The 18849-nt window shown below is 73.9% G+C and carries 15 protein-coding genes; 7 read left to right on the top strand and 8 right to left on the bottom strand.

All coding sequences use genetic code 11. The features are described 5' to 3' along the window. Window positions 1-60: 60 nt before the first annotated feature. Window positions 61-945 carry an alpha/beta fold hydrolase gene (locus ACIQUR_RS21055; RefSeq protein WP_403666195.1) on the bottom strand — a complete coding sequence of 295 codons (885 nt, stop codon included), beginning with the start codon at window positions 943-945 and terminating at the stop codon, window positions 61-63. A 291-nt stretch (window positions 946-1236) separates the two neighbouring features. On the opposite strand from ACIQUR_RS21055, the gene adhE reads away from it, so the two are divergent. Next, the gene (gene adhE, locus ACIQUR_RS21050) at window positions 1237-3855 is read left to right on the top strand and encodes a bifunctional acetaldehyde-CoA/alcohol dehydrogenase (RefSeq protein ID WP_403666193.1); all 2619 of its coding nucleotides are present in this window, start codon (window positions 1237-1239) and stop codon (window positions 3853-3855) included. A gap of 93 nt (window positions 3856-3948) precedes the next feature. On the opposite strand, the gene ACIQUR_RS21045 is transcribed toward adhE, so the two are convergent. Genes ACIQUR_RS21045 through ACIQUR_RS21035 form a run of 3 tightly spaced genes read right to left on the bottom strand, consistent with a single transcriptional unit; the run spans window position 3949 to window position 6868 of the window. Then, window positions 3949-5133, bottom strand: a complete 1185-nt coding sequence (locus tag ACIQUR_RS21045) for an AAA family ATPase (RefSeq protein ID WP_403666191.1) — start codon at window positions 5131-5133, stop codon at window positions 3949-3951. Continuing rightward, window positions 5130-5792 (bottom strand): acetate uptake transporter, encoded by a 663-nt coding sequence (locus ACIQUR_RS21040; protein ID WP_403666189.1) that lies wholly within the window; start codon window positions 5790-5792, stop codon window positions 5130-5132. The genes ACIQUR_RS21045 and ACIQUR_RS21040 overlap by 4 nt, the downstream gene beginning before the upstream one ends. Then, window positions 5789-6868, bottom strand: coding sequence for a DUF3533 domain-containing protein (locus ACIQUR_RS21035; protein ID WP_403666188.1), 1080 nt, complete (start codon window positions 6866-6868; stop codon window positions 5789-5791). The genes ACIQUR_RS21040 and ACIQUR_RS21035 overlap by 4 nt, the downstream gene beginning before the upstream one ends. Before the next feature lie 164 nt (window positions 6869-7032). Between ACIQUR_RS21035 and ACIQUR_RS21030 the strand changes: the two genes are divergently transcribed. From ACIQUR_RS21030 to ACIQUR_RS21020, 3 genes are all read left to right on the top strand, one after another. Then, on the top strand, window positions 7033-10761 hold the full coding sequence (locus tag ACIQUR_RS21030) for a DNA polymerase III subunit alpha (RefSeq protein ID WP_403666186.1): 3729 nt from the start codon (window positions 7033-7035) through the stop codon (window positions 10759-10761). Beyond that, a complete protein-coding gene (locus tag ACIQUR_RS21025; RefSeq protein ID WP_403666184.1) occupies window positions 10758-12002 on the top strand; it encodes a DNA polymerase thumb domain-containing protein in 1245 nt (414 codons plus the stop codon). The genes ACIQUR_RS21030 and ACIQUR_RS21025 overlap by 4 nt, the downstream gene beginning before the upstream one ends. Before the next feature lie 111 nt (window positions 12003-12113). Beyond that, complete coding sequence (locus ACIQUR_RS21020) at window positions 12114-12968, top strand: esterase/lipase family protein (RefSeq protein ID WP_403666182.1); 855 nt, start codon at window positions 12114-12116, stop codon at window positions 12966-12968. Window positions 12969-12971: 3 nt separating this feature from the next. On the opposite strand, the gene ACIQUR_RS21015 is transcribed toward ACIQUR_RS21020, so the two are convergent. Continuing rightward, window positions 12972-14042 carry a lytic polysaccharide monooxygenase gene (locus ACIQUR_RS21015; RefSeq protein ID WP_403666180.1) on the bottom strand — a complete coding sequence of 357 codons (1071 nt, stop codon included), beginning with the start codon at window positions 14040-14042 and terminating at the stop codon, window positions 12972-12974. Window positions 14043-14243: 201 nt separating this feature from the next. Between ACIQUR_RS21015 and ACIQUR_RS21010 the strand changes: the two genes are divergently transcribed. Continuing rightward, window positions 14244-14735, top strand: a complete 492-nt coding sequence (locus tag ACIQUR_RS21010; RefSeq protein WP_403666178.1) for a GNAT family N-acetyltransferase — start codon at window positions 14244-14246, stop codon at window positions 14733-14735. 7 nt (window positions 14736-14742) lie between these two features. Here the strand turns inward: ACIQUR_RS21010 and ACIQUR_RS21005 are convergent, their stop codons facing one another. Continuing rightward, window positions 14743-15249 carry a DUF402 domain-containing protein gene (locus tag ACIQUR_RS21005; protein ID WP_403666176.1) on the bottom strand — a complete coding sequence of 169 codons (507 nt, stop codon included), beginning with the start codon at window positions 15247-15249 and terminating at the stop codon, window positions 14743-14745. Next, the gene (locus ACIQUR_RS21000; protein WP_403666174.1) at window positions 15246-16178 is read right to left on the bottom strand and encodes a GNAT family N-acetyltransferase; all 933 of its coding nucleotides are present in this window, start codon (window positions 16176-16178) and stop codon (window positions 15246-15248) included. The genes ACIQUR_RS21005 and ACIQUR_RS21000 overlap by 4 nt, the downstream gene beginning before the upstream one ends. A gap of 71 nt (window positions 16179-16249) precedes the next feature. Here ACIQUR_RS21000 and ACIQUR_RS20995 point away from each other — a divergent pair, with 71 nt between their 5' ends. After that, complete coding sequence (locus ACIQUR_RS20995; RefSeq protein WP_403666172.1) at window positions 16250-16639, top strand: GntR family transcriptional regulator; 390 nt, start codon at window positions 16250-16252, stop codon at window positions 16637-16639. Between the two features lie 81 nt (window positions 16640-16720). On the opposite strand, the gene ACIQUR_RS20990 is transcribed toward ACIQUR_RS20995, so the two are convergent. Continuing rightward, window positions 16721-17824: a DUF5925 domain-containing protein gene (locus ACIQUR_RS20990; protein WP_403666170.1), complete on the bottom strand. Its 1104-nt coding sequence runs from the start codon at window positions 17822-17824 to the stop codon at window positions 16721-16723. Between the two features lie 197 nt (window positions 17825-18021). On the opposite strand from ACIQUR_RS20990, the gene ACIQUR_RS20985 reads away from it, so the two are divergent. After that, complete coding sequence (locus ACIQUR_RS20985; protein ID WP_403666168.1) at window positions 18022-18831, top strand: SGNH/GDSL hydrolase family protein; 810 nt, start codon at window positions 18022-18024, stop codon at window positions 18829-18831. Window positions 18832-18849: the final 18 nt, after the last annotated feature.

The following is an 18849-nucleotide window of genomic DNA, read 5'->3' as shown; positions in this document are numbered from 1 at the left end:
CCGCCGTGTGACGTCGCACGTGACGGTGCGGTGTGACACGGCGGCGCGGCCCCGGCCCGGCTACTCCGGCGGCACCTCCGGGTCCCGCAGCAGCCAGGTCAGGATCTGGGGGAGGGCCCGGAAGGCGGCGAAGTGCGCCGCCGCCGGCTCGATGGTGGTGGTGGCGCCCGGGATCCGGCGGGCCAGCCAACGGGAGTGGCCCACGGGCGAGAACACGTCCTGCTCCCCGTGCCAGAGCAGCACTGGGCAGCGGATGTCGGCCGGGTCGAAGCCCCAGGGGCTGGACAGGGCGAGCAGGTCGTCGATCCACCCGTAGGCGGAAGTGCGGAGCCCCTCGCGGTAGTTGGCCTCCAGCATCAGGCGCAGTCCGGCATCGGCGACGATCATCTTGTCGTGGTCGGTGAGCTCCTGGCGCAGCTCGTCCAGCAGCCTCTTGGGGTCCTTGCGGATGCCGTCGGCGCGGGGGATCAGCCGGGCCGCCAGCTCCTCCGGGTCGACGGTCGCGGTGGTGTACTCGCGCACGTTGTGCGCGGTCATGCCGTCGAACCAGTCGAGCCCGTCCGCGTCCCAGGGGGCGAGGCCGACCAGGGCCGCGGCCCGGGTGACCCGGTCCGGCAGCAGCGCGGCGCAGGCCAGGGCGTGCGGGGAGCCGCCGGAGCGGCCCGCGACGGCGAACCGCTCGATGCCGAGGGCGTCGGCGATCGCGGCCACGTCCTGGGCCACGTCGGCGACGGTGCGGCCGGGGTGGCGGTCGGAGCCGCCGTACCCGGGCCGGTCGTACGCGATGAGCTGCATCCGGCGCTGGTAGAGGACCATGCCCCGGGGGGCCGGGCCCAGCCGGCTGCCCGGCATGCCGTGGAGGAGGAAGACCGGCTTGCCGCGGGGGTCTCCCAGTCGTTCGACCAACAGATGCCGCCCGTCCGCGGCGCGCACCCGGTTGCGCACGCCTCGCCTCCCTCGCGGTAGACCGCTTCACCTGCCACCGATGATTGTCGCCGGGGCGGAGGGCGCACGAAAGAGCGCACTTGTCCGAAATTCTTGTGAAAGTTTTCACAAGCTCACAGGGGCCTTTGGTCCTCTGGCATATGCGCAGGTCAAGCCAGACTCCTGACGCCCGGCCGGTGATCGTAAAGGACTTTCGGACCCCCGAAACGGGGCTTTTTCGGAACCCCCGCCCCCGATTGCGGGTGTCGAATTGAGACATCGGGAAAACGGGTCGCAATGAAGGAGACCGGCATGCAGGCCAACGAGATGGTGGACGGACTGGTCCAGGACGCGCTCACCGCGCTCGGCCGGTTCGAGACGTTCACCCAGGAACAGGTCGACCACATCGTCAAGAAGGCGTCCCTCGCCGCCCTCGCCGCCCACGGAGAACTCGCCCGGCTCGCCGTCGAGGAGACCGGCCGCGGCCTCTTCGAGGACAAGGCCGTCAAGAACCTCTTCGCCTGCGAACACGTCGTCAACTCGATGCGCGGCCTCAAGACCGCCGGCGTCATCCGCCGCGACGAACTCAACGGCATCACCGAGATCGCCGAACCCGTCGGCGTGGTCTGCGCGATGACCCCGGTCACCAACCCCACCTCGACCACCGTCTTCAAGGCGCTGATCGCCCTCAAGACCCGCAACCCCATCATCTTCGCCTTCCACCCCTCCGCACAGCACTGCTCCGCCGAGGCCGCCCGCATCGTCCGCGACGCCGCGGTCGCCGCCGGCGCCCCCGAGCACTGCGTCCAGTGGGTCGCACAGCCCTCCATGGAGGCCACCGGCGCCCTCATGAACCACCCCGGCGTCTCCACCATCCTCGCCACCGGCGGCAACGCGATGGTCAAGGCCGCCTACTCCTGCGGCAAGCCCGCCCTCGGCGTCGGCGCCGGCAACGTCCCCGCCTACGTGCACCGGAGCGCCAAGCTCCACCGCGCCGTCCACGACATCGTCCTGTCCAAGGCCTTCGACAACGGCATGATCTGCGCCTCGGAACAGGCCGTCATCCTCGACGCCGAGATCTACGAACAGGGCCTGGCCGAGTTCCGGCGGCTCGGCGCCCACGTCGTCACCGCCGCCGAGAAGACCAAGCTGGAGGAGTACGTCTTCGGCACCACCGCCTTCGCCGCGAACTGCTCCGGCGCCAGGCTCAACTCCGCCGTGGTCGGCAAGTCCGCCCGCTGGATCGCCGAACAGGCCGGCTTCACCGTCCCCGAGGGCACCTCGATCCTCCTCGCCGAATGCGCCGAGGTCGGCGAGGGCGAACCGCTCACCCGCGAGAAGCTCTCCCCGGTCCTCGCCGCCCTCAAGGCCGACAGCACCGAGCACGGACTCGAACTCGCCGCCCGGATGGTCGAGTTCCACGGCCTCGGCCACAGCGCCGCCATCCACGCCGAGGACGAGGACCTCGTCGAGGAGTTCGGCCGGAAGGTCAAGGCCGTCCGCATCATCGCCAACTCGCCCTCCACCTTCGGCGGCATCGGCGACGTCTACAACGCCTTCCTGCCCTCCCTCACCCTCGGCTGCGGCAGCTACGGACACAACTCGGTGTCCGACAACGTCACCGCGGTCAACCTCGTCAACATCAAGCGGATCGGACGGCGCAACAACAACATGCAGTGGTTCAAGGTGCCCCCGAAGATCTACTTCGAGCGCAACTCCATCCGCTACCTCGCCGAGATGGACGGCATCAGCCGCGTCTCCATCGTCACCGACCGGACCATGGTCGACCTCGGCTTCGTCCAGAAGGTCACCGACATCCTCCAGGCCCGCCCGGGCGCCGTGGCCGTCCAGGTCATCGACGGTGTCGAACCCAACCCCGAACTCTCCACCGTCCAGGCCGGCGCCGCCCTGATGCGCGAGTTCCGCCCCGACACCATCATCGGCCTCGGCGGCGGCTCCCCGATGGACGCCGCGAAGATCATGTGGCTGATGTACGAGCGCCCCGAGGTCGAATTCGCCGACACCAAGGAGAAGTTCTTCGACATCCGCAAGCGCGCCTACACCTTCCCCAAGCTCGGCGAGAAGGCCCGGCTCGTCGCCATCCCCACCACCTCCGGCACCGGCTCCGAGGTCACCCCCTTCGCCGTCATCTCCGACCCCGCCGCCGCCCAGAAGTACCCCCTCGCCGACTACGCGCTCACCCCCGACGTCGCCATCGTCGACCCGGTGCTCCCGATGAACCTCCCGCCCACCGTCACCGCCGACTCCGGCTTCGACGCCCTCACCCACGCCACCGAGGCCTACGTCTCCGCGTACTCCAACGACTACACCGACGGCCTCTGCCTCCAGGCCATCAAGCTGATCTTCGAAAACCTGGAACGCTGCGTCACCGACGGCCCCCGCGACCCCGAGGCCCGCGAGAAGATGCACAACGCCTCGACCGTCGCCGGCATGGCCTTCGCCAACGCCTTCCTCGGCCTCGTCCACGCCATGGCACACACCCTCGGCAACACCTTCCACATCGCCCACGGCCGCACCAACGCCCTCCTCCTGCCCCACGTCATCCGCCACAACGGCACCGTCTCCCACAAGGCCACCCCCTGGCCCAAGGCCGAGGTCTACCGGGCACCGGAACGCTTCCAGGAGATCGCCCGCATGCTCGGCCTCCCGGCCGACACCCCCGAACAGGGCGTCGAGTCCTACGCCACCGCCGTCGAGGACCTGCGCCGCCGCTGCGGCATCCCGGCCTCCTTCGCCGAGGCGGGCGTCGACGAGCAGGCCTTCATCGACGCCCTCCCGCAGCAGGCCATGAACGCCTACGCCGACCAGTGCGCCCCCGCCAACCCGCGGATGCCGATGATCGACGACATGCAGCGGCTCATGCGCCAGGCCTACTACGGCACGACGGAAGGAGCGCCCACGCACGAGTGACGGACAGCAGCAGCGCGAGGGCCCGCCCGGCGAACCGCCGGCCGGGCCCCCGCCCTTGCCCCCCGGCCGCCGCCACCCCCGCCGCTGCCGCCCTCACCTCGTGGGCCAGTACCACAGCGGCTCGTCCAGCGGCCCCTCCCGCCCCGCGACCTCCGTCCGCCCGAAGTCCTTCACCAGCTCCACCGTGTGCAGGTCCGTCCGGTGCCGCCGGGCCCCCTCCGCCAGCGCGTCGGCCAGCGGCCGGGCGTGCGTGACCACCACCGTCTGCGTCTCCCGCGCCGCCGTGAGGACCAGCTCGGCCAGCGGCCCCAGCAGATCCGGGTGCAGGCTGGTCTCCGGCTCGTTGAGGACCATCAGCGACGGCGGCCGCGGCGTCAGCAGCGCCGCCGTCCACAGCAGGTAGCGCAGGGTCCCGTCGGACAGCTCGGCCGCCCCCAGCGGCCGCAGCAGCCCGTGCTGGTGCAGCTCCAGCTCGAACAGCCCGCCCCGGTTCGCGATCTCCACCCGGCTGCCGGCGAACGCCGCGTCCACCGCCCCGTCCAGCGCGTCGTGGTCCCCGGTCTCCCGGATCGTCTGCAGCGCCGCCGGCAGGTCCGACCCGTCGGCGCTCAGCACCGGCGTCCGCGTCCCGATCCGCGGCCGCCGGGCCGGCGCCTCCGCGTCCGTCCGCACGTGGTCGTAGAACCGCCAGGACCTGATCCGCTCGCGCAGCGCCAGCAGGTCCGGAGCCAGCTGCGGGTCCGCCAGCTCGCTGAGCATCGAGTCGTACGGCCGCAGCGCGTTCTGCGTCCGGTGCCAGCCCCCGTCCGCGGTCCGCGTCCGCACCGCCGGCCCCGCCCGGTCCGACAGCAGCGCCGCCGGCCGCAGCACCGGCCCCGCCCAGGTGCACTCCCGCTTGATCTCCGGATCCAGGTCGAACTTGGACTCCGGTACGGGCACCGGGTGCCCGAAGTCCACCGCGTACCCGAACTCGTCCCCGGCGAAGCCCAGCCGCAGGCTCACCGGCCCGCTCCGCACCGTCCCCTGCACCGGCCGGTCCCCGCGCCGCAGCGCACCGGGGGAGGTCTCCGGCCCGGCCCACAGCGTGGACGGCAGCCCGCCCTCCCGGGCCAGCGCCGCGACCGCCCCGCCGCGGGCGGAGTCGGCCAGCAGGCGCAGGGCCCGGTAGAGGCTGGACTTGCCGGTGCCGTTCGCACCGGTGACCACGGTCAGCCGGCCCAGCGGGACGACCAGCCGGCGCAGCGAGCGGTAGTTCTCCACCGCCAGGGTGGTGATCACGCCTCGGGGGTCTCCTCCGGGGCGAGGAAGCGGCCCATCGGCAGCACCGGGCGGCCCCAGGTGCTGGCGAGGATCTGGCCCGCCAGCAGGTACGTCGCCCCGAGCGCGGCCAGCAGTCCGGACCAGCCCGCGACCCTGTTCCAGATCACGTCGCCCGTGAAGCCGTACACGGTCATGCCGACGAAGACCACCAGCACGCACGTGAAGGTCGACAGCAGGGCCAGGTGGATCCGCCAGCTCCCCAGCCACAGCACGAACACCACGAACACCCACGGCAGGGCGAACAGCCCCGACACGTCCCCGCGCAGCGCCGGATCGGTGGCCGGCAGCACCCACTGGAGCAGCGCCGCCTTGGCCATCCAGAAGGTGCCGAACCCGCCGAACACCGTGGCGTGCCAGGTGTCACCGCGCTGCGCCTGGAACAGCCCGGCCAGCAGCTGAGCCAGCCCGCCGACGAAGAAGCCCACCACGGGCAGCACCGAGTGGGCGAGCTTCTCGGGGAAGACGCCCGCGTCGATGCCGGTGGCGATGACCGTCACCACGATGAACCCGGTCAGGCCCAGCGGGCCCAGCTGGGCCTGGGCGGTCGGCTCCATCCGCTTGACGGAGATCGACTGTTCGGCGGGCCCCTGCCGGTGCCGCAGGGCGTCCGTCGTCACGGGCGGCCGCCCGGCGTCGTGGCCTCGGCCCGGTCTTCGCCGCCGCCCTTGCGGAAGAGGGCGCAGGCCATGGTCACCGCCGCGCCCAGGACCGCCCACCCGGCCAGCACCAGCATCGAGAAGGCCATGTCGTTGCCCTTGAAGTACGCCACCGACCGCGCCGCGTACGTGCCCGCGCCCGGCGGGAACCACGGTCCGATCGCCCGCCAGAACGGCGGCAGCAGCGGCCACGGGTAGGCGCCGCCCGCGCTGGGGTTGCCCAGCACCACCACGATCAGGATCGCCAGGCCGATGCCGATCACACCGGCCAGGCCCTGGAGCGCCAGCGTCAGCGCGCCGACCGCGAAGACCAGCAGCGTGCCCAGCCCCCACAGGGCCATGAGGCTGCCGGGCAGGGCGTCCAGCACCGGTCCCGCGATCACCGCGCCCAGCAGGCCGGCCACCACCGCGTACACCAGCAGCGCCCCGAGCCGGATCAGGGCGCGGGCCGAGTTCGCGGGGCGGGCCCCGGCGCTGATGGCGAGGATCGCGGCACACAGGTAGCCGCCCACGCACCAGCCGACGACCAGGTAGAAGGAGGACAGGCCGCGCGCGTCGCCCTTGGCGGCGGGGGCCACGTCGACGGTCACCAGGTTCCGCCGCTGGGCCGCCTCGACGGCCTGCACGACCTCCTGGAGCGCCTGGGAGAGGGAGGCGCCGGCGCCACTGGCCACGAGCAGCCGGTCGGTGGTGCCGCGGGGGTCGATGAGCAGGGCCCCGTCGACCTCCCGGTCCTTGATCCGCTCGACGGCGGTGGCCTCGTCCGCGACGGCACTGGCGTCGAGCGGGTCGCCGGGGAGGGCGTCGAGGCGCTGGACGGCCTGGTCGGTGATCTGGGCCGCCGGGGTGACCACGGCGAGCTTGATCTCGTGGGGCCGGGGCTGGTGGAAGGCGCCGATGTACGAGGCGATGAAGGCGAGCTGGAGCGCCAGCACCCCGATGACCAGCAGCGCGGCCCGGGTGGTGACGGCGTCCTTCACTTCGGCGAGAAAACCGGGGGGCGACCCCGTCGGGGCGTCTGAGGTGCGCTGAGTCATACCGTCCACGCTCGGGGCAGGGCCGGTGCGGCGACAGCAGGAGGGGGCCGAACGGATGACCGGACGCCCACCTCCCCGCTCGAACGTTTGTGTCGTACGTGCGTTCGAAACTGGTCTATGGTGGAAGAGGGGGAGGCGGTCATCGAGGGAAGCAGGAGGCGCGGGTGCCCGGTTTTACGCATCTGCACACCGTTTCCGGGTTCTCCGCGCGGTACGGAGCCTCGCACCCGGAACGGCTGGCGGAGCGTGCCGCCGAGCGGGGCATGGACGCCCTCGCCCTCACCGACCGCGACACCCTCGCGGGCGCGGTCCGGTTCGCCAAGGCCTGCGCCGCGGCCGGGATCCGGCCACTCTTCGGCACCGGCCTGGCCGTCGACCCGGCCCCCGTCACCGGTGACACCGCAGTGTCACATGTCACCCCGCACGCCACCCAGCGCCGCCGCACCCCCGTCAAGGGCGGCGCCTTCGTCGACGAGTCCGCCCCCCGCGCCGTCTTCCTGGCCCGCGACGGCGCCGCCGGCTGGGCCGACCTGTGCCGCCTGGTCACCGCCGCCCACGCCCCCACCGCCGGCACCACCGCCCCGCCCCGCCTGCCCTGGCCCCACAACCACGCCGAGGGCGTCTTCGTCCTGCTCGGCCCCGACTCCGAGGTCGGCCGCGCCCTCGCCGCCGGCCGCCCCGACCGCGCCGCCCGCCTGCTCGCCCCCTGGCGCGAGGTCTACGGCGACGCCCTGCGCCTGGAGGCCGTCCACCACGGCGTACCGGGCACCGGCCCCGGCTCCCTCCGCCTGGCCGCCCGTACCGTCGGCTTCGCCGCAGAACAGGGCGTACGCGCCGTCCTCAGCAACGCCGTCCGGTACGCCGACCCCGGCCAGGGCCCCGTCGCCGACGTCCTCGACGCCGCCCGCCGCCTCGTGCCCATCGACCCCCGCAAGGGCCTGGACGGCGGCGAACGCTGGCTCAAGGACCCCCGCGCCATGGCCGCCGCCGCCGAACGCGTCGCCGAGGCGGCCGGCCTGCGCCGCGACGGCGCCCACCGCCTGCTGGCCGAGACCCGGCACACCGCCGAGGCCTGCGCCGTCGACCCCGAGGACGACCTGGGCGTGGGCTCCGTGCACTTCCCCGAACCGGGCCTGGTCGGCGCCGGCCGCCGCACCGCCCAGCGGGTGCTCGCCTCCCGCTGCGCCGCCGGCATGGTGCTCCGCGGCTACGCCGGCCGGCGCGCGTACTGGGACCGGATGCACCACGAGCTGGACATCATCGCCCACCACGACTTCGCCAGCTACTTCCTGACCGTCGCTCAGGTCGTGGACGACGTACGGGACATGGGCATCCGGGTGGCCGCCCGCGGCTCCGGCGCCGGCTCCCTCGTCAACCACCTCCTCGGCATCGCCCACGCCGACCCGGTCGAACAGGACCTGCTCATGGAGCGCTTCCTGTCCAAACGCCGCCCCGTGCTGCCCGACATCGACATCGACGTCGAATCCGCCCGCCGCCTGGAGGTCTACCGGGCCATCCTCGACCGGTTCGGCCCCGCACGCGTCGCCGCCGTCGCCATGCCCGAGACCTACCGGGTCCGGCACGCCATCCGCGACGTCGGCGCCGCCCTGTCCCTGGACCCCGCCGAGACCGACCGGCTCGCCAAGGCCTTCCCCCACATCCGCGCCCGCGACGCCCGCGCCGCCCTGGCCGAACTCCCCGAACTCCGGCAGGTCGACGGGGAGCGGTACGGCCGGCTGTGGGAACTCGTCGAGGCGCTCGACGCGCTCCCGCGCGGGATCGCCATGCACCCCTGCGGCGTCCTGCTGTCCGACGCCACCCTGCTCGCCCGCACCCCCGTCGTGCCCACCAGCGGCGAGGTCCCCCTCGGCCCCGGCCTCGGCAGCGCACCGATCCCGATGTCCCAGTTCGACAAGGACGACGTCGAGGACCTCGGCCTGCTCAAACTCGACGTCCTCGGCGTCCGCATGCAGTCCGCGATGGCCCACGCCGTCGCGGAGATCCGCCGCGCCACGGGGGAGGAGGTCGACCTCGACGACCCCGCACAGCTCCCCCCGGGCGACGAGGCGACGTACCGGCTGATCCGCTCCGCCGAGACCCTCGGCTGCTTCCAGATCGAGTCCCCCGGCCAGCGCGACCTGGTCGGCCGGCTCCAGCCCGCCACCTTCCACGACCTCGTCGTGGACATCTCGCTGTTCCGCCCCGGCCCGGTCGCCGCCGACATGGTCCGGCCCTTCATCGAGGCCCGGCACGGCCGCGCCCCCGTCCGCTACCCGCACCCCGACCTGGAGGAACCGCTGCGCGAGACCTACGGCGTCGTGGTCTTCCACGAGCAGATCATCCGGATCGTCGACATCATGACGGGCTGCGGCCGGGACGAGGCCGACCGGGTGCGCCGGGGCCTCTCCGACCCCGAGTCGCAGGGCCGCATCAAGACCTGGTTCGCCCGCTGCGCGGAGGAGAAGGGCTACCCGCCGGAGGTCGTCGCCCGCACCTGGGAGATCGTCGAGGCCTTCGGCAGCTACGGCTTCTGCAAGGCCCACGCGGTGGCCTTCGCCGTCCCGACCTACCAGTCCGCCTGGCTCAAGGCCCACCACCCCGCCGCCTTCTACGCCGGCCTGCTCACCCACGACCCGGGCATGTACCCCAAGCGGCTGCTGCTCGCGGACGCGCGACGGCGCGGGGTGCCCGTACTGCCCCTGGACGTGAACCGCTCCGCCGTGGCCCACCGAATCGAACTGGTGTCCGGTGCGCCGGAGCGGTGGGGCCTCCGCCTCGCCCTCGGCGACGTCCACGGCATCAGCGAGGCCGAGGCCGCCCGGATCGAGGCGGGCCAGCCCTACGCCTCCCTGCTCGACTTCTGGGACCGCGCCCGCCCCGGCCGCCCCGTCGCCGAACGCCTGGCCCAGGTCGGCGCGTTGGACTCCTTCGGAGCCAACCGCCGGGACCTCCTGCTGCACCTGTCCGAACTCCACCGCTCCCGCAGGGGACGTGCCGCGCACGGCGGCCAGCTCCCGCTGGACGGCGGCCGCCGGACCGCCTCCGTGGGGCTGCCCGACCTCAACGAGGCCGAACGCCTCAGCGCCGAACTCGGCGTCCTCGGCATGGACGCCTCCCGCCACCTGATGGACGACCACCACACCTTCCTCGCCGAACTCGGCGCCGTCCCCGCCCGGCGGCTGCGCGAGGCCGAACACGGCAGGACCGTGCTGGTCGCGGGCGCCAAGGCGGCCACCCAGACCCCGCCGATCCGCTCCGGCCGGCGGGTCATCTTCACCACCCTCGACGACGGGACCGGCCTGGTCGACCTCGCCTTCTTCGACGACAGCCACGAGCGGTGCGCGCACACCGTCTTCCACTCCTGGCTGCTGCTGGTCCGCGGCGTGGTGCAGCGCCGGGGGCCGCAGAGCCTCAGCGTGGTCGGCGAAGCCGCCTGGAACCTCGCGGAGCTGGCCGAACTCCGGCGCGAGGGCGGCCTGGACGCGGTCGCCGCCCGCCTCGCCGAACCCGCCGCCGGCACACCCGGAGCCACCGGAGCCCCCGGCGGTCCCGGCGGTCCCGGAGCCTCCGGCGCCGGGCCGGCGGCCGACGGGGCGTCGGGCAACGGGGCGTCGGGCAACGGGGCGTCGGGCAACGGGGCGTCGGGCAACGGGGGGTCGGGCAACGGGGCGTCGGACGACGGCCCGGCAGGCGACGGGGCGTCGCCCGACGCAGCCGAACCCGCCCCCGACGGCCACCCGGCCTCCGACCGCCGTTCCGGCGCCGACAGCGGCCGCCGCATCCACCTGTCCACCGGCTACGAGCTGAACCCGTGGGCCGACCTCCAGCCCCCCGGCTCGGGCCCGGCCACCGGCCGCAAGCTCTGGCACTCCAGCCCGGGGAGCGCGGGATGACACCCCAGACCACCACCCAGGCACCCACGCCCCGCCACCAGGCACCCACGCCCCGCCACCGGGCGCACGCCACCGCCCCGGCACCCCACCCGTCGACCACGTCCGCGCCCCGCCCCGCCCCCACAGGTCCGCCCCCTCGCCCGGCCCGCGGGCCGGCTTCGGCATCCCGCCCGGCCCCCGGCGCCGGGCCGGCGGCCGCGTTCCGCCCCGCGGCCGACGACGCCCCGCAGGGGACCGGGGCCACCGTGCTCTGTGTCCGGTTCCGGCGGCTCGACGGCGCGCCCCTGCCCGCCGACACCCACGCCGGCCTGCTCGACCTGCTCTCCGGACTCACCCCCGTGGTGCAGGCCCTGCCCCCCGACGGCGCCCTCGCCGACGTACGCGGCGCACTGCGCTACTTCACCTGTGACGCCGCACGGCTGGCGGCGGTCATCCGGGTCCGCGCCCTCGCCCTGCACGGCGTGGACAGCTCCATCGGCGCCGCCCCCAGCCCCATGCTGGCCCGCATGGCCGCCCGCGAGGCCCGCCCCGGCCGGACCCTGCTCGTCCCCGACGAGCCCGCCGCCGTACGGGAGTTCCTGGCCCGCAAGCCCGCCGTCGCCCTCGACGGCGTCGGCACCGCCACCGCCCGCACCCTCGGCGCGTACGGGCTCGACACCGTCGGCCGGATCGCCGCCGCCCCGCTCCCCGCCCTCCAGCGCATCCTCGGCGCCCGGGCCGGCCGCGAACTCCACGAACGCGCCCACGGCATCGACCGCACCCCGGTCGTCCCCGGTGCCGCCGCCCGCTCCCTGGCGGCCGAACGCCCCTTCGGCCGCGACGAGATCGACCCCGACCGCCACCGCCGCGCCCTGCTCTCCCTCACCGAGGAACTCGGCGCCCGGCTGCGCGCCGAGGGCCAGGCCTGCCGCTCCCTCGCCCTCACCGTCCGCTGCGCCGACCGCACCACGCTCACCCGCACCAAGACCCTGACCGAACCCACGGCCCACTCCGCGGCGCTCACCGCCGCCGCCTACGCCGTATACGGGTCCCTCGGCCTCCAGCGGGCCCGGGTCCGCGCCCTGTCGCTGCGGGCCGAGGGGCTGCTGCCCGCCGAACGCGCCGCACGGCAGCTCAGCTTCGACCCCGACGACGAGAAGTCCCGGCGGATCGAGGCGGTCGTGGACCGGGTGCGGGCGAAGTTCGGTCCCGGCGCCGTCGTACCCGGCTCACTCGGGCGGCGTAATTTTACCGACGCGTAACTTCCCAGTTTTGCTACCCACCCGTAATTTGACCGGTGCAGCTCGACCTTGTGATCCGGATCACGGGCGAATCCCCACATCGCATCCCCTTGACCGCAAGGAGACCACCCGATGCTGCCCTGGCGACGACTGCTCGGATCCCTGGCCGCCCTGATGCTGGCCGGCGCCGCCCTCACCCCCACCGCGGCCCAGGCCGCCACAGCCCCCAGCTCCGGCTGGAACGACTACACCTGCAAGCCCTCCGCCGCCCACCCCCGCCCCGTGATCCTCGTCCACGGGACCCTCGGCAACTCCGTCGACAACTGGCTCGCCTTCGCCCCGTACCTGGTGCACCGCGGCTACTGCGTCTTCTCGCTCGACTACGGCCAGCTGCCCGGCGTGCCCTTCTTCCACGGCCTCGGCCCCATCGAGAAGTCCGCCGGCCAGCTCGACGCCTTCGTCGACAAGGTGCTCGCCGCGACCGGCGCCGCCAAGGCCGACCTCGTCGGCCACTCCCAGGGCGGCATGATGCCGCGCTGGTACCTGAAGTTCCTCGGCGGCGCCGAGAAGGTCAACGCCCTCGTCGGCCTCGCCCCCGACAACCACGGGACCACCCTGCTCGGGCTGACCAGGCTCCTGCCGTACTTCCCCGGCGCCGAGGACCTGATCAGCGCGGCCACCCCGGGACTCGCCGACCAGATCGCCGGCTCGGCCTTCCTGACCCGGCTCAACGAGGGCGGCGACACCGTCCCCGGAGTCAGGTACACGGTGATCTCCACCCGGTACGACCAGGTGGTCACCCCGTACCGCAGCCAGTTCCTCGACGGGCCCGGCGTACGGAACGTCGTGGTCCAGGACCTCTGCCCGCTCGACCTCTCGGAACACGTCGCGATCGGCCTCACCGACCGCATCGCCTACCACGAGGCGGTCAACGCCCTGGACCCGGCGCACGCGGAACCCACCACGTGCGCCTCGGTCCTCGGCTGAGGGTCAGCGGCCGTGGCGCCCGCCGCCGGTGACGGACCGGCGGCGGACCGTCGCGAACAGCACCGCCGCGCCGACGGCCAGCGCACCGGCGCCGCCGACCGCGATCACCGGGGTGGCGGAGCCGCCGCCCGTCTCGGCCAGGTCACCGGCCGCGGACGGGACCGGCGAGGCGCCGCCGCCGTCGGCGTCGGGCGCGTTGGCGGCCGGTACGGACGGGCTCGCCGACGGGGCAGGGGAGGCCCCGGCACCGCCGTGACCCCCGTGGCCGCCGTGCCCGCCGGTCGCCGCACCGCCGTCGGCCGGCGGGGTGGAGGGCGCCGGGGTCGCGGGCCCACCGGTACCGCCCCCGGAGGAGCCGCCCGCACCGCCGGCGGCCCCGCCCGAGCCACCCGTGGAACCGCCGGTCGAGCCACCCGCACCACCGGTACCACCGGTACCACCGGCACCGAACACCACGTCGGAGCAGGTGTAGAAGGCCTCCGGGCTGTCCGAGCGCTGCCAGATGCTGTAGATCAGGTGCCGGCCGGACTTCCTCGGCACCTTGCCGGTGAACACGTAGTCCCCGCCCTGCATCCGCGGGTCGGTGACCTTCGCGAACGGCTTCGACTCCAGGTCGGACCACTTCAGCGGCCGCGAGGGGTCGTACCCGTCCCGGGTGATGTACAGCGCGAACGAACCGCGGTGCGGCGCCGTCCCCCGGTAGCGGAACGTGTGCGTACCGGCCGCCATCCGGCTGGCCGGCCAGTCGGCCCGGGCCAGGTCGAGCCCCCGGTACTTCTCGTTGCCCGCGGAGCACAGCTTCCCGTCCGCGATCAACGACCGGTGCTTCCCGGCGGCGTTGGCGATGTTGACGCCGTTCCAGTCGTACAGGGGCTGCGTCCCGCCGGCCGCCACGGCCGCCTTGCAGGCCGCCGACTTCGGCGCCTCGGGCCCTTCCGCGTAGCAGGCCGCCACCCGGCTCACCGGATCGGTCATCGAGCCGTGCGCGGCGGCGGTACCCGCGGGCACCAGCGCCAGCGGTCCGGCGGCGGCCAGCGCGGAAAGCGCGAGGGCGGTACGACGGCGAGCGGTCATGGGGCTGATCTCCTTGGCAGCGGCGCACAGGTCTCCGACGTGAACGAGTCGTACGGCGCCGCACCCCGTACGCGCGGCGCCGCGACCCATCCCGTCGCGAACAGCAAGCTAGCCCCGGAAAAACCCGAAAACCCCCTGCTTAAGCGGCGGGAGAGAGATCCTTAGGATGGGCTTAAGGAAAGACCGGGCAGGGGGAGCGGGATGGGGCGTGGAGGGGGGCCGCGGCCGGCGGTCGAGGCTGATCTCGAGGCCGTGCGGCGGGTCACCGATGCCGCGTACGGGCACTACGTCGCGCGGATCGGGATCCGGCCCGCGCCCATGGACGCCGACCACGCGGCGGAGATCGCCGCCGGGCACGTCCACGTCACCGGCCCCCGCCCCCAGCTGCCGCCGGGGGCGCCCCCGGTGTCCGGTGTCGTGGTCCTCGTGCCCCGCGCCGACCACCTCTTCCTCGACAGCATCGCCGTCCACCCCGAGGCCCACGGCACCGGACTGGGGCGGCAGCTGCTGGAGTACGCCGAGGAGCGGGCGCGGGCCCTCGGGCTGCCCGAGATCCGGCTCTACACCAACGCCCTGATGTGGGAGAACCAGCGGCTCTACCCGCGCTTCGGATACGAGTTCACCGAGCGCCGGGTCGACGGCGTCTACGACCGGCTGCACTACCGGAAGGCCGTGCCCACGCGGCGTGATTGACGGACCGTCAGTCAATCAGCTGCCAGAACTTGCCCAGCCGGGCCAGGAGTTCCAGTTCGTCCAGCGCGTCCACCGCCTCGGACGCCGCCCGCGGGTCCCGCTCGGCCAGGCCGCTCGCCGCGAACTCGTCCTCGTCCAGCCGCAGTACGGCCGACGCGTCGGCCGAGACCCACAGGTCCAGGTCCAGGTCCTCCGCCACGATCCGCCCGTCCCCGACCACCGCGGGCCGGGTCACGTCGCAGTACCAGCCCTTCAGCACGCCCTCGCCGCTGCGCACCTCCTTGACCGCGTACCAGCGGTCCCGCCAGAAGTGCTCCGTGAACACGTCCCCCGGCTCGAACCGCACGAAGCCGAAGTCCCGTACGCCGTCCGCCGCCCAGGGCGCGCGGACCGTGATCCGCAGCCCGTCGTCGGCGACCACCTCGGCCGGGTACGCCAGCTTCTCCCGGCCCGCCTTGACCAGGCTCACCGTCAGGGTGCACCCGGCCGCGAGGGCCGCCGTGCCGTCCGTCACGATCCGCCCACCTCCTTCACGTACCGCGCCTCCGTGGCGCAGACCTCGTAGCCGAACCACCGGTTGATGGCCAGCATCGGACCGTTCTCCGCGTCGTTGCCGGTGAACGCCTCCCGGTAGCCGGCCTCCCGGGCCAGGTGCAGCGAGGCGTTCTTGGCGAGCTTCGCCAGGCCCCGGCCCCGGTACGCGCGCCGCGTGCCGGTCATCGCCGTGCCGTAGCGGTCCACGCCGTCCGTGCGGGCCGCGCTGAACGCCACCACCTGGCCGTCCACCACGGCGGCCACGGTCAGCTCGCGGTCCAGCGTCGGGTCCGCCCACACCGTCGCCAGCCAGTCCTCGTAGTCGGACATCTCCGTGCCGATGTCGCCGGGCTCGTCGCCGGTGGCCTCCGCGTCCGCCTCGTACAGCGGCCGCGGGTCGTCCGCGAACGCCGAGGCGGGCACCAGCTCCACGCCGGCCGGCGGCGTCGCCCGCTCCGGCAGCCCCGCGGTCAGGTCCAGCCGCAGGAAGTGCGCCGAGCGCCGCCGCTCGTACCCGCGGCGCACCGCGTACGCCGTGTGCGCGGGCTCGTCCAGCACCCAGGAGAACAGCGCGCTGGCCCCCGCCTCCGTCAGGTACTCCTCGCCCGCCCGCAGCAGCGCCGTGCCGGCCCCCCGGCCGCGGAAGGCCGGGTCGACGTACGGGTTGACGAAGGCGCGGCCCGGCTCCGGACTGTCGTACGCGAAGCCGGCCTGGGCGGTGCCCACGACCCGGCCGTCCAGCTCGGCGACCAGCACGCGGAACCGCGCCTCCGGCGGATGGCACACCGCCTCGAAGGCGACGAGGGCCGGGGAGGCGATCATGAAGGGCAGGGCCGCGCGCCGGACGCGGACCACCGCCTCGGCGTCGGCCGGGTCGTCGGAACGGAGATCACGGATGAGTACGGTCACGTGAGGGGACGTTACGTGCGAACCCGGGCGGGACGCCTGCCATTTTCCCGCCGGTGGGCCACAATCGCCGCGTGACCTCGAAGAACGTCCAGACGCACGTCAAGATCAGCATCGACCCGGCCGCGGCCGCGGCCCCGTACGAGCAGCTGCGCGCCCAGATCGCGGACCAGGCCCGGTCGGGCCGGCTGCCGGTCGGGTTCAAGCTGCCGACCGTACGCGGCCTGGCGGAGGAGCTGGGCCTGGCGGCCAACACCGTGGCCAAGGCCTACCGCGCCCTGGAGACGGACGGGGTGGTCGAGACCCGCGGCCGCAACGGCACGTTCGTCGCCGCCGCGGGCGATGCCGCCGCCCGGGAGGCGGCGGCCGCGGCGCAGGCGTACGCCGAGCGCGTGACGCGGCTCGGCCTGGACCGGGAGGCCGCGCTGGCCCTCGTACGGGACGCCCTGCGGGCCCTCGGCTAGCGGGTCCTCGGCCACGGGCGCCCGGCTACGGGTCCTCGGCCACGGGGCCCTCGGCTACGGGTCCTGGGCCACGGGCCGGTCTCAGAGGTACAGGCCGGCGTCCGCGCCCTTGTCCTGGGCCGGTACGGAGGCGGGGCCGCTGCCGCGGCGCAGCGCGAACAGCTCGGCCAGCGTGGCCCCTTCGCGGGAGACGCCCTCCTCGGTGCCGAGCCAGTCCACGGACTCGCGGTGGGTCAGCCGGCCGACCTCGATGCGGGCCAGGCAGCGGCCCGGCCGGACGACCGCCGGGTGCAGGCGCTCCAGGTCCTCGTTGGTGGTGACCCCGACCAGGACGTTGCGGCCCTGGCCGAGCAGGCCGTCGGTGAGGTTCAGCAGCCGGGACAGGGCCTGTCCCGCGGTGTGCCGGGCCTCGCCGCGGATCAGCTCGTCGCAGTCCTCCAGGAGCAGCAGGCGCCAGCGGCCCCGGCTGGTGCCCTCGTCCTCGCCGATCGCGATGTCCATCAGGTAGCCGACGTCGTTGAAGAGCCGCTCGGGGTCCAGGACGCAGTCCACCTGGCACCAGTCCCGCCAGGACCGGGCGAGCGTGCGCAGGGCGGAGGTCTTGCCGGTGCCCGGCGGTCCGTGCAGCAGGAGCAGCCGGCCCGCGATGTCGTCCGGGGTGATCTTCATCAGCCGGTCCATCGCCTCGGCCACCGGCGCCGTGTAGTTGGGGCGGACCTCGGCCCAGGTGCCGGCGGCGATCTGCCGGGTGGTGCGGTGCGGTCCGCGGCGCGGTGACACGTACCAGAAGCCCATCGTGACGTTCTCGGGCTGGGGTTCGGGCTCGTCCTGCGCGCCGTCGGTGGCCTCGCCGAGGACGGAGGCGGCGAGTTCGTCGCTGACGGCGGTGACGGTGACGTCGGCGCCGCGGTTCCAGCGCGAGACGAGGACGGTCCAGCCCTCGCCCTCGGCGAGGGTGGCGCTGCGGTCGGTGTCGCGGGCGGAGCGGACCACCTTCGCGGCGGGCGGCAGGAGGGTGGCCCCGGGTTTGACGCGCTCGATGGTCACGCTCTGGGAGTACGGCTGCTCGCCGTTGGCGAACCGCCCCAGGAACAGGGCGTCGACCACGTCGGAGGGCGAGTCGCTGTCGTCCACGTTGAGCCGGATCGGCAGGGCGTGCCGCGGGTCGCCCGGGGTGTCTGACATGGTCGCCATGATCCGGCACGAACACCTCCCGCGCACCCGGGTTTCGCCGGTTCGGCCGCCGAACACGAGTGCCCAAACCCCGCTCCGGTGAAGGTTCCTCCGCAATCCTCCGCGCAACATTCTTGGCATGGACACTTCCAGCAGGTGAGGTCCGGCGCTACGAAAAAGGAGGCAGAAGTCCTGCTAAGGGAGGGTCCATGAAACTGTCCCGACTCGCGGCGCTCTCAGGCTCGTTGCTCCTCGCCGCGACCGCCGCCCTCATGGGCGCGGCACCGGCCTCGGCCGCCGCCGACGCCGCTTCCACCGACTACGTGGCGCTCGGCGACTCGTACTCCTCCGGCGTCGGCGCCGGCAGCTACGACAGCGCCAGCGGCAACTGCAAGCGCAGCACCAAGGCCTACCCCCGCCTGTGGGCCAACGCGCATTCACCCTCGTCGTTCGCGTTCACCGCCTGCTCGGGCGCTCGTACGGGTGATGTCACGGCGGGTCAGCTCGGCCCGCTCAACACCGGAACCGACCTCGTCAGCATCACCATCGGCGGCAACGACGCCGGCTTCTCCGACGTCATGACCACCTGCGTCCTCCAGTCCGAAGCCACCTGCCTCAGCCGCATCAACCAGGCCAAGGCCTACGTCGACACCACCCTGCCCGGCAAGCTCGACCAGGTGTACAGCGCCATCCGCGGCAAGGCGCCGGCCGCCCGCGTCGTCGTCCTCGGCTACCCCCGCTTCTACAAGCTCAACGGCACCTGCACCACCGGGCTCTCCGAGACCGAGCGCAGGGCCATCAACGACGCCGCCGACTACCTCAACAACGCCACCGCCAAGCGCGCCGCCGACCACGGCTTCACCTTCGCCTCCGTCGTCGGCTCCTTCACCGGCCACGAGATCTGCTCCGGCAGCGCCTGGCTGCACAGCGTCAACTGGCTCAACATCGGCGACTCGTACCACCCGACCGCCGCCGGACAGTCCGGCGGCTACCTGCCGCCGTTCAGCTCCGCGGCCTGACACCGGCCCCACCGCCGG

The organism is Streptomyces sp. NPDC101132 (assembly GCF_044759225.1).
In the GTDB taxonomy this organism is placed as follows: domain Bacteria; phylum Actinomycetota; class Actinomycetes; order Streptomycetales; family Streptomycetaceae; genus Streptomyces.
The sequence above is the reverse complement of the archived record's forward strand: the minus strand, read 5'-3'. Positions and strand labels throughout refer to the sequence as shown.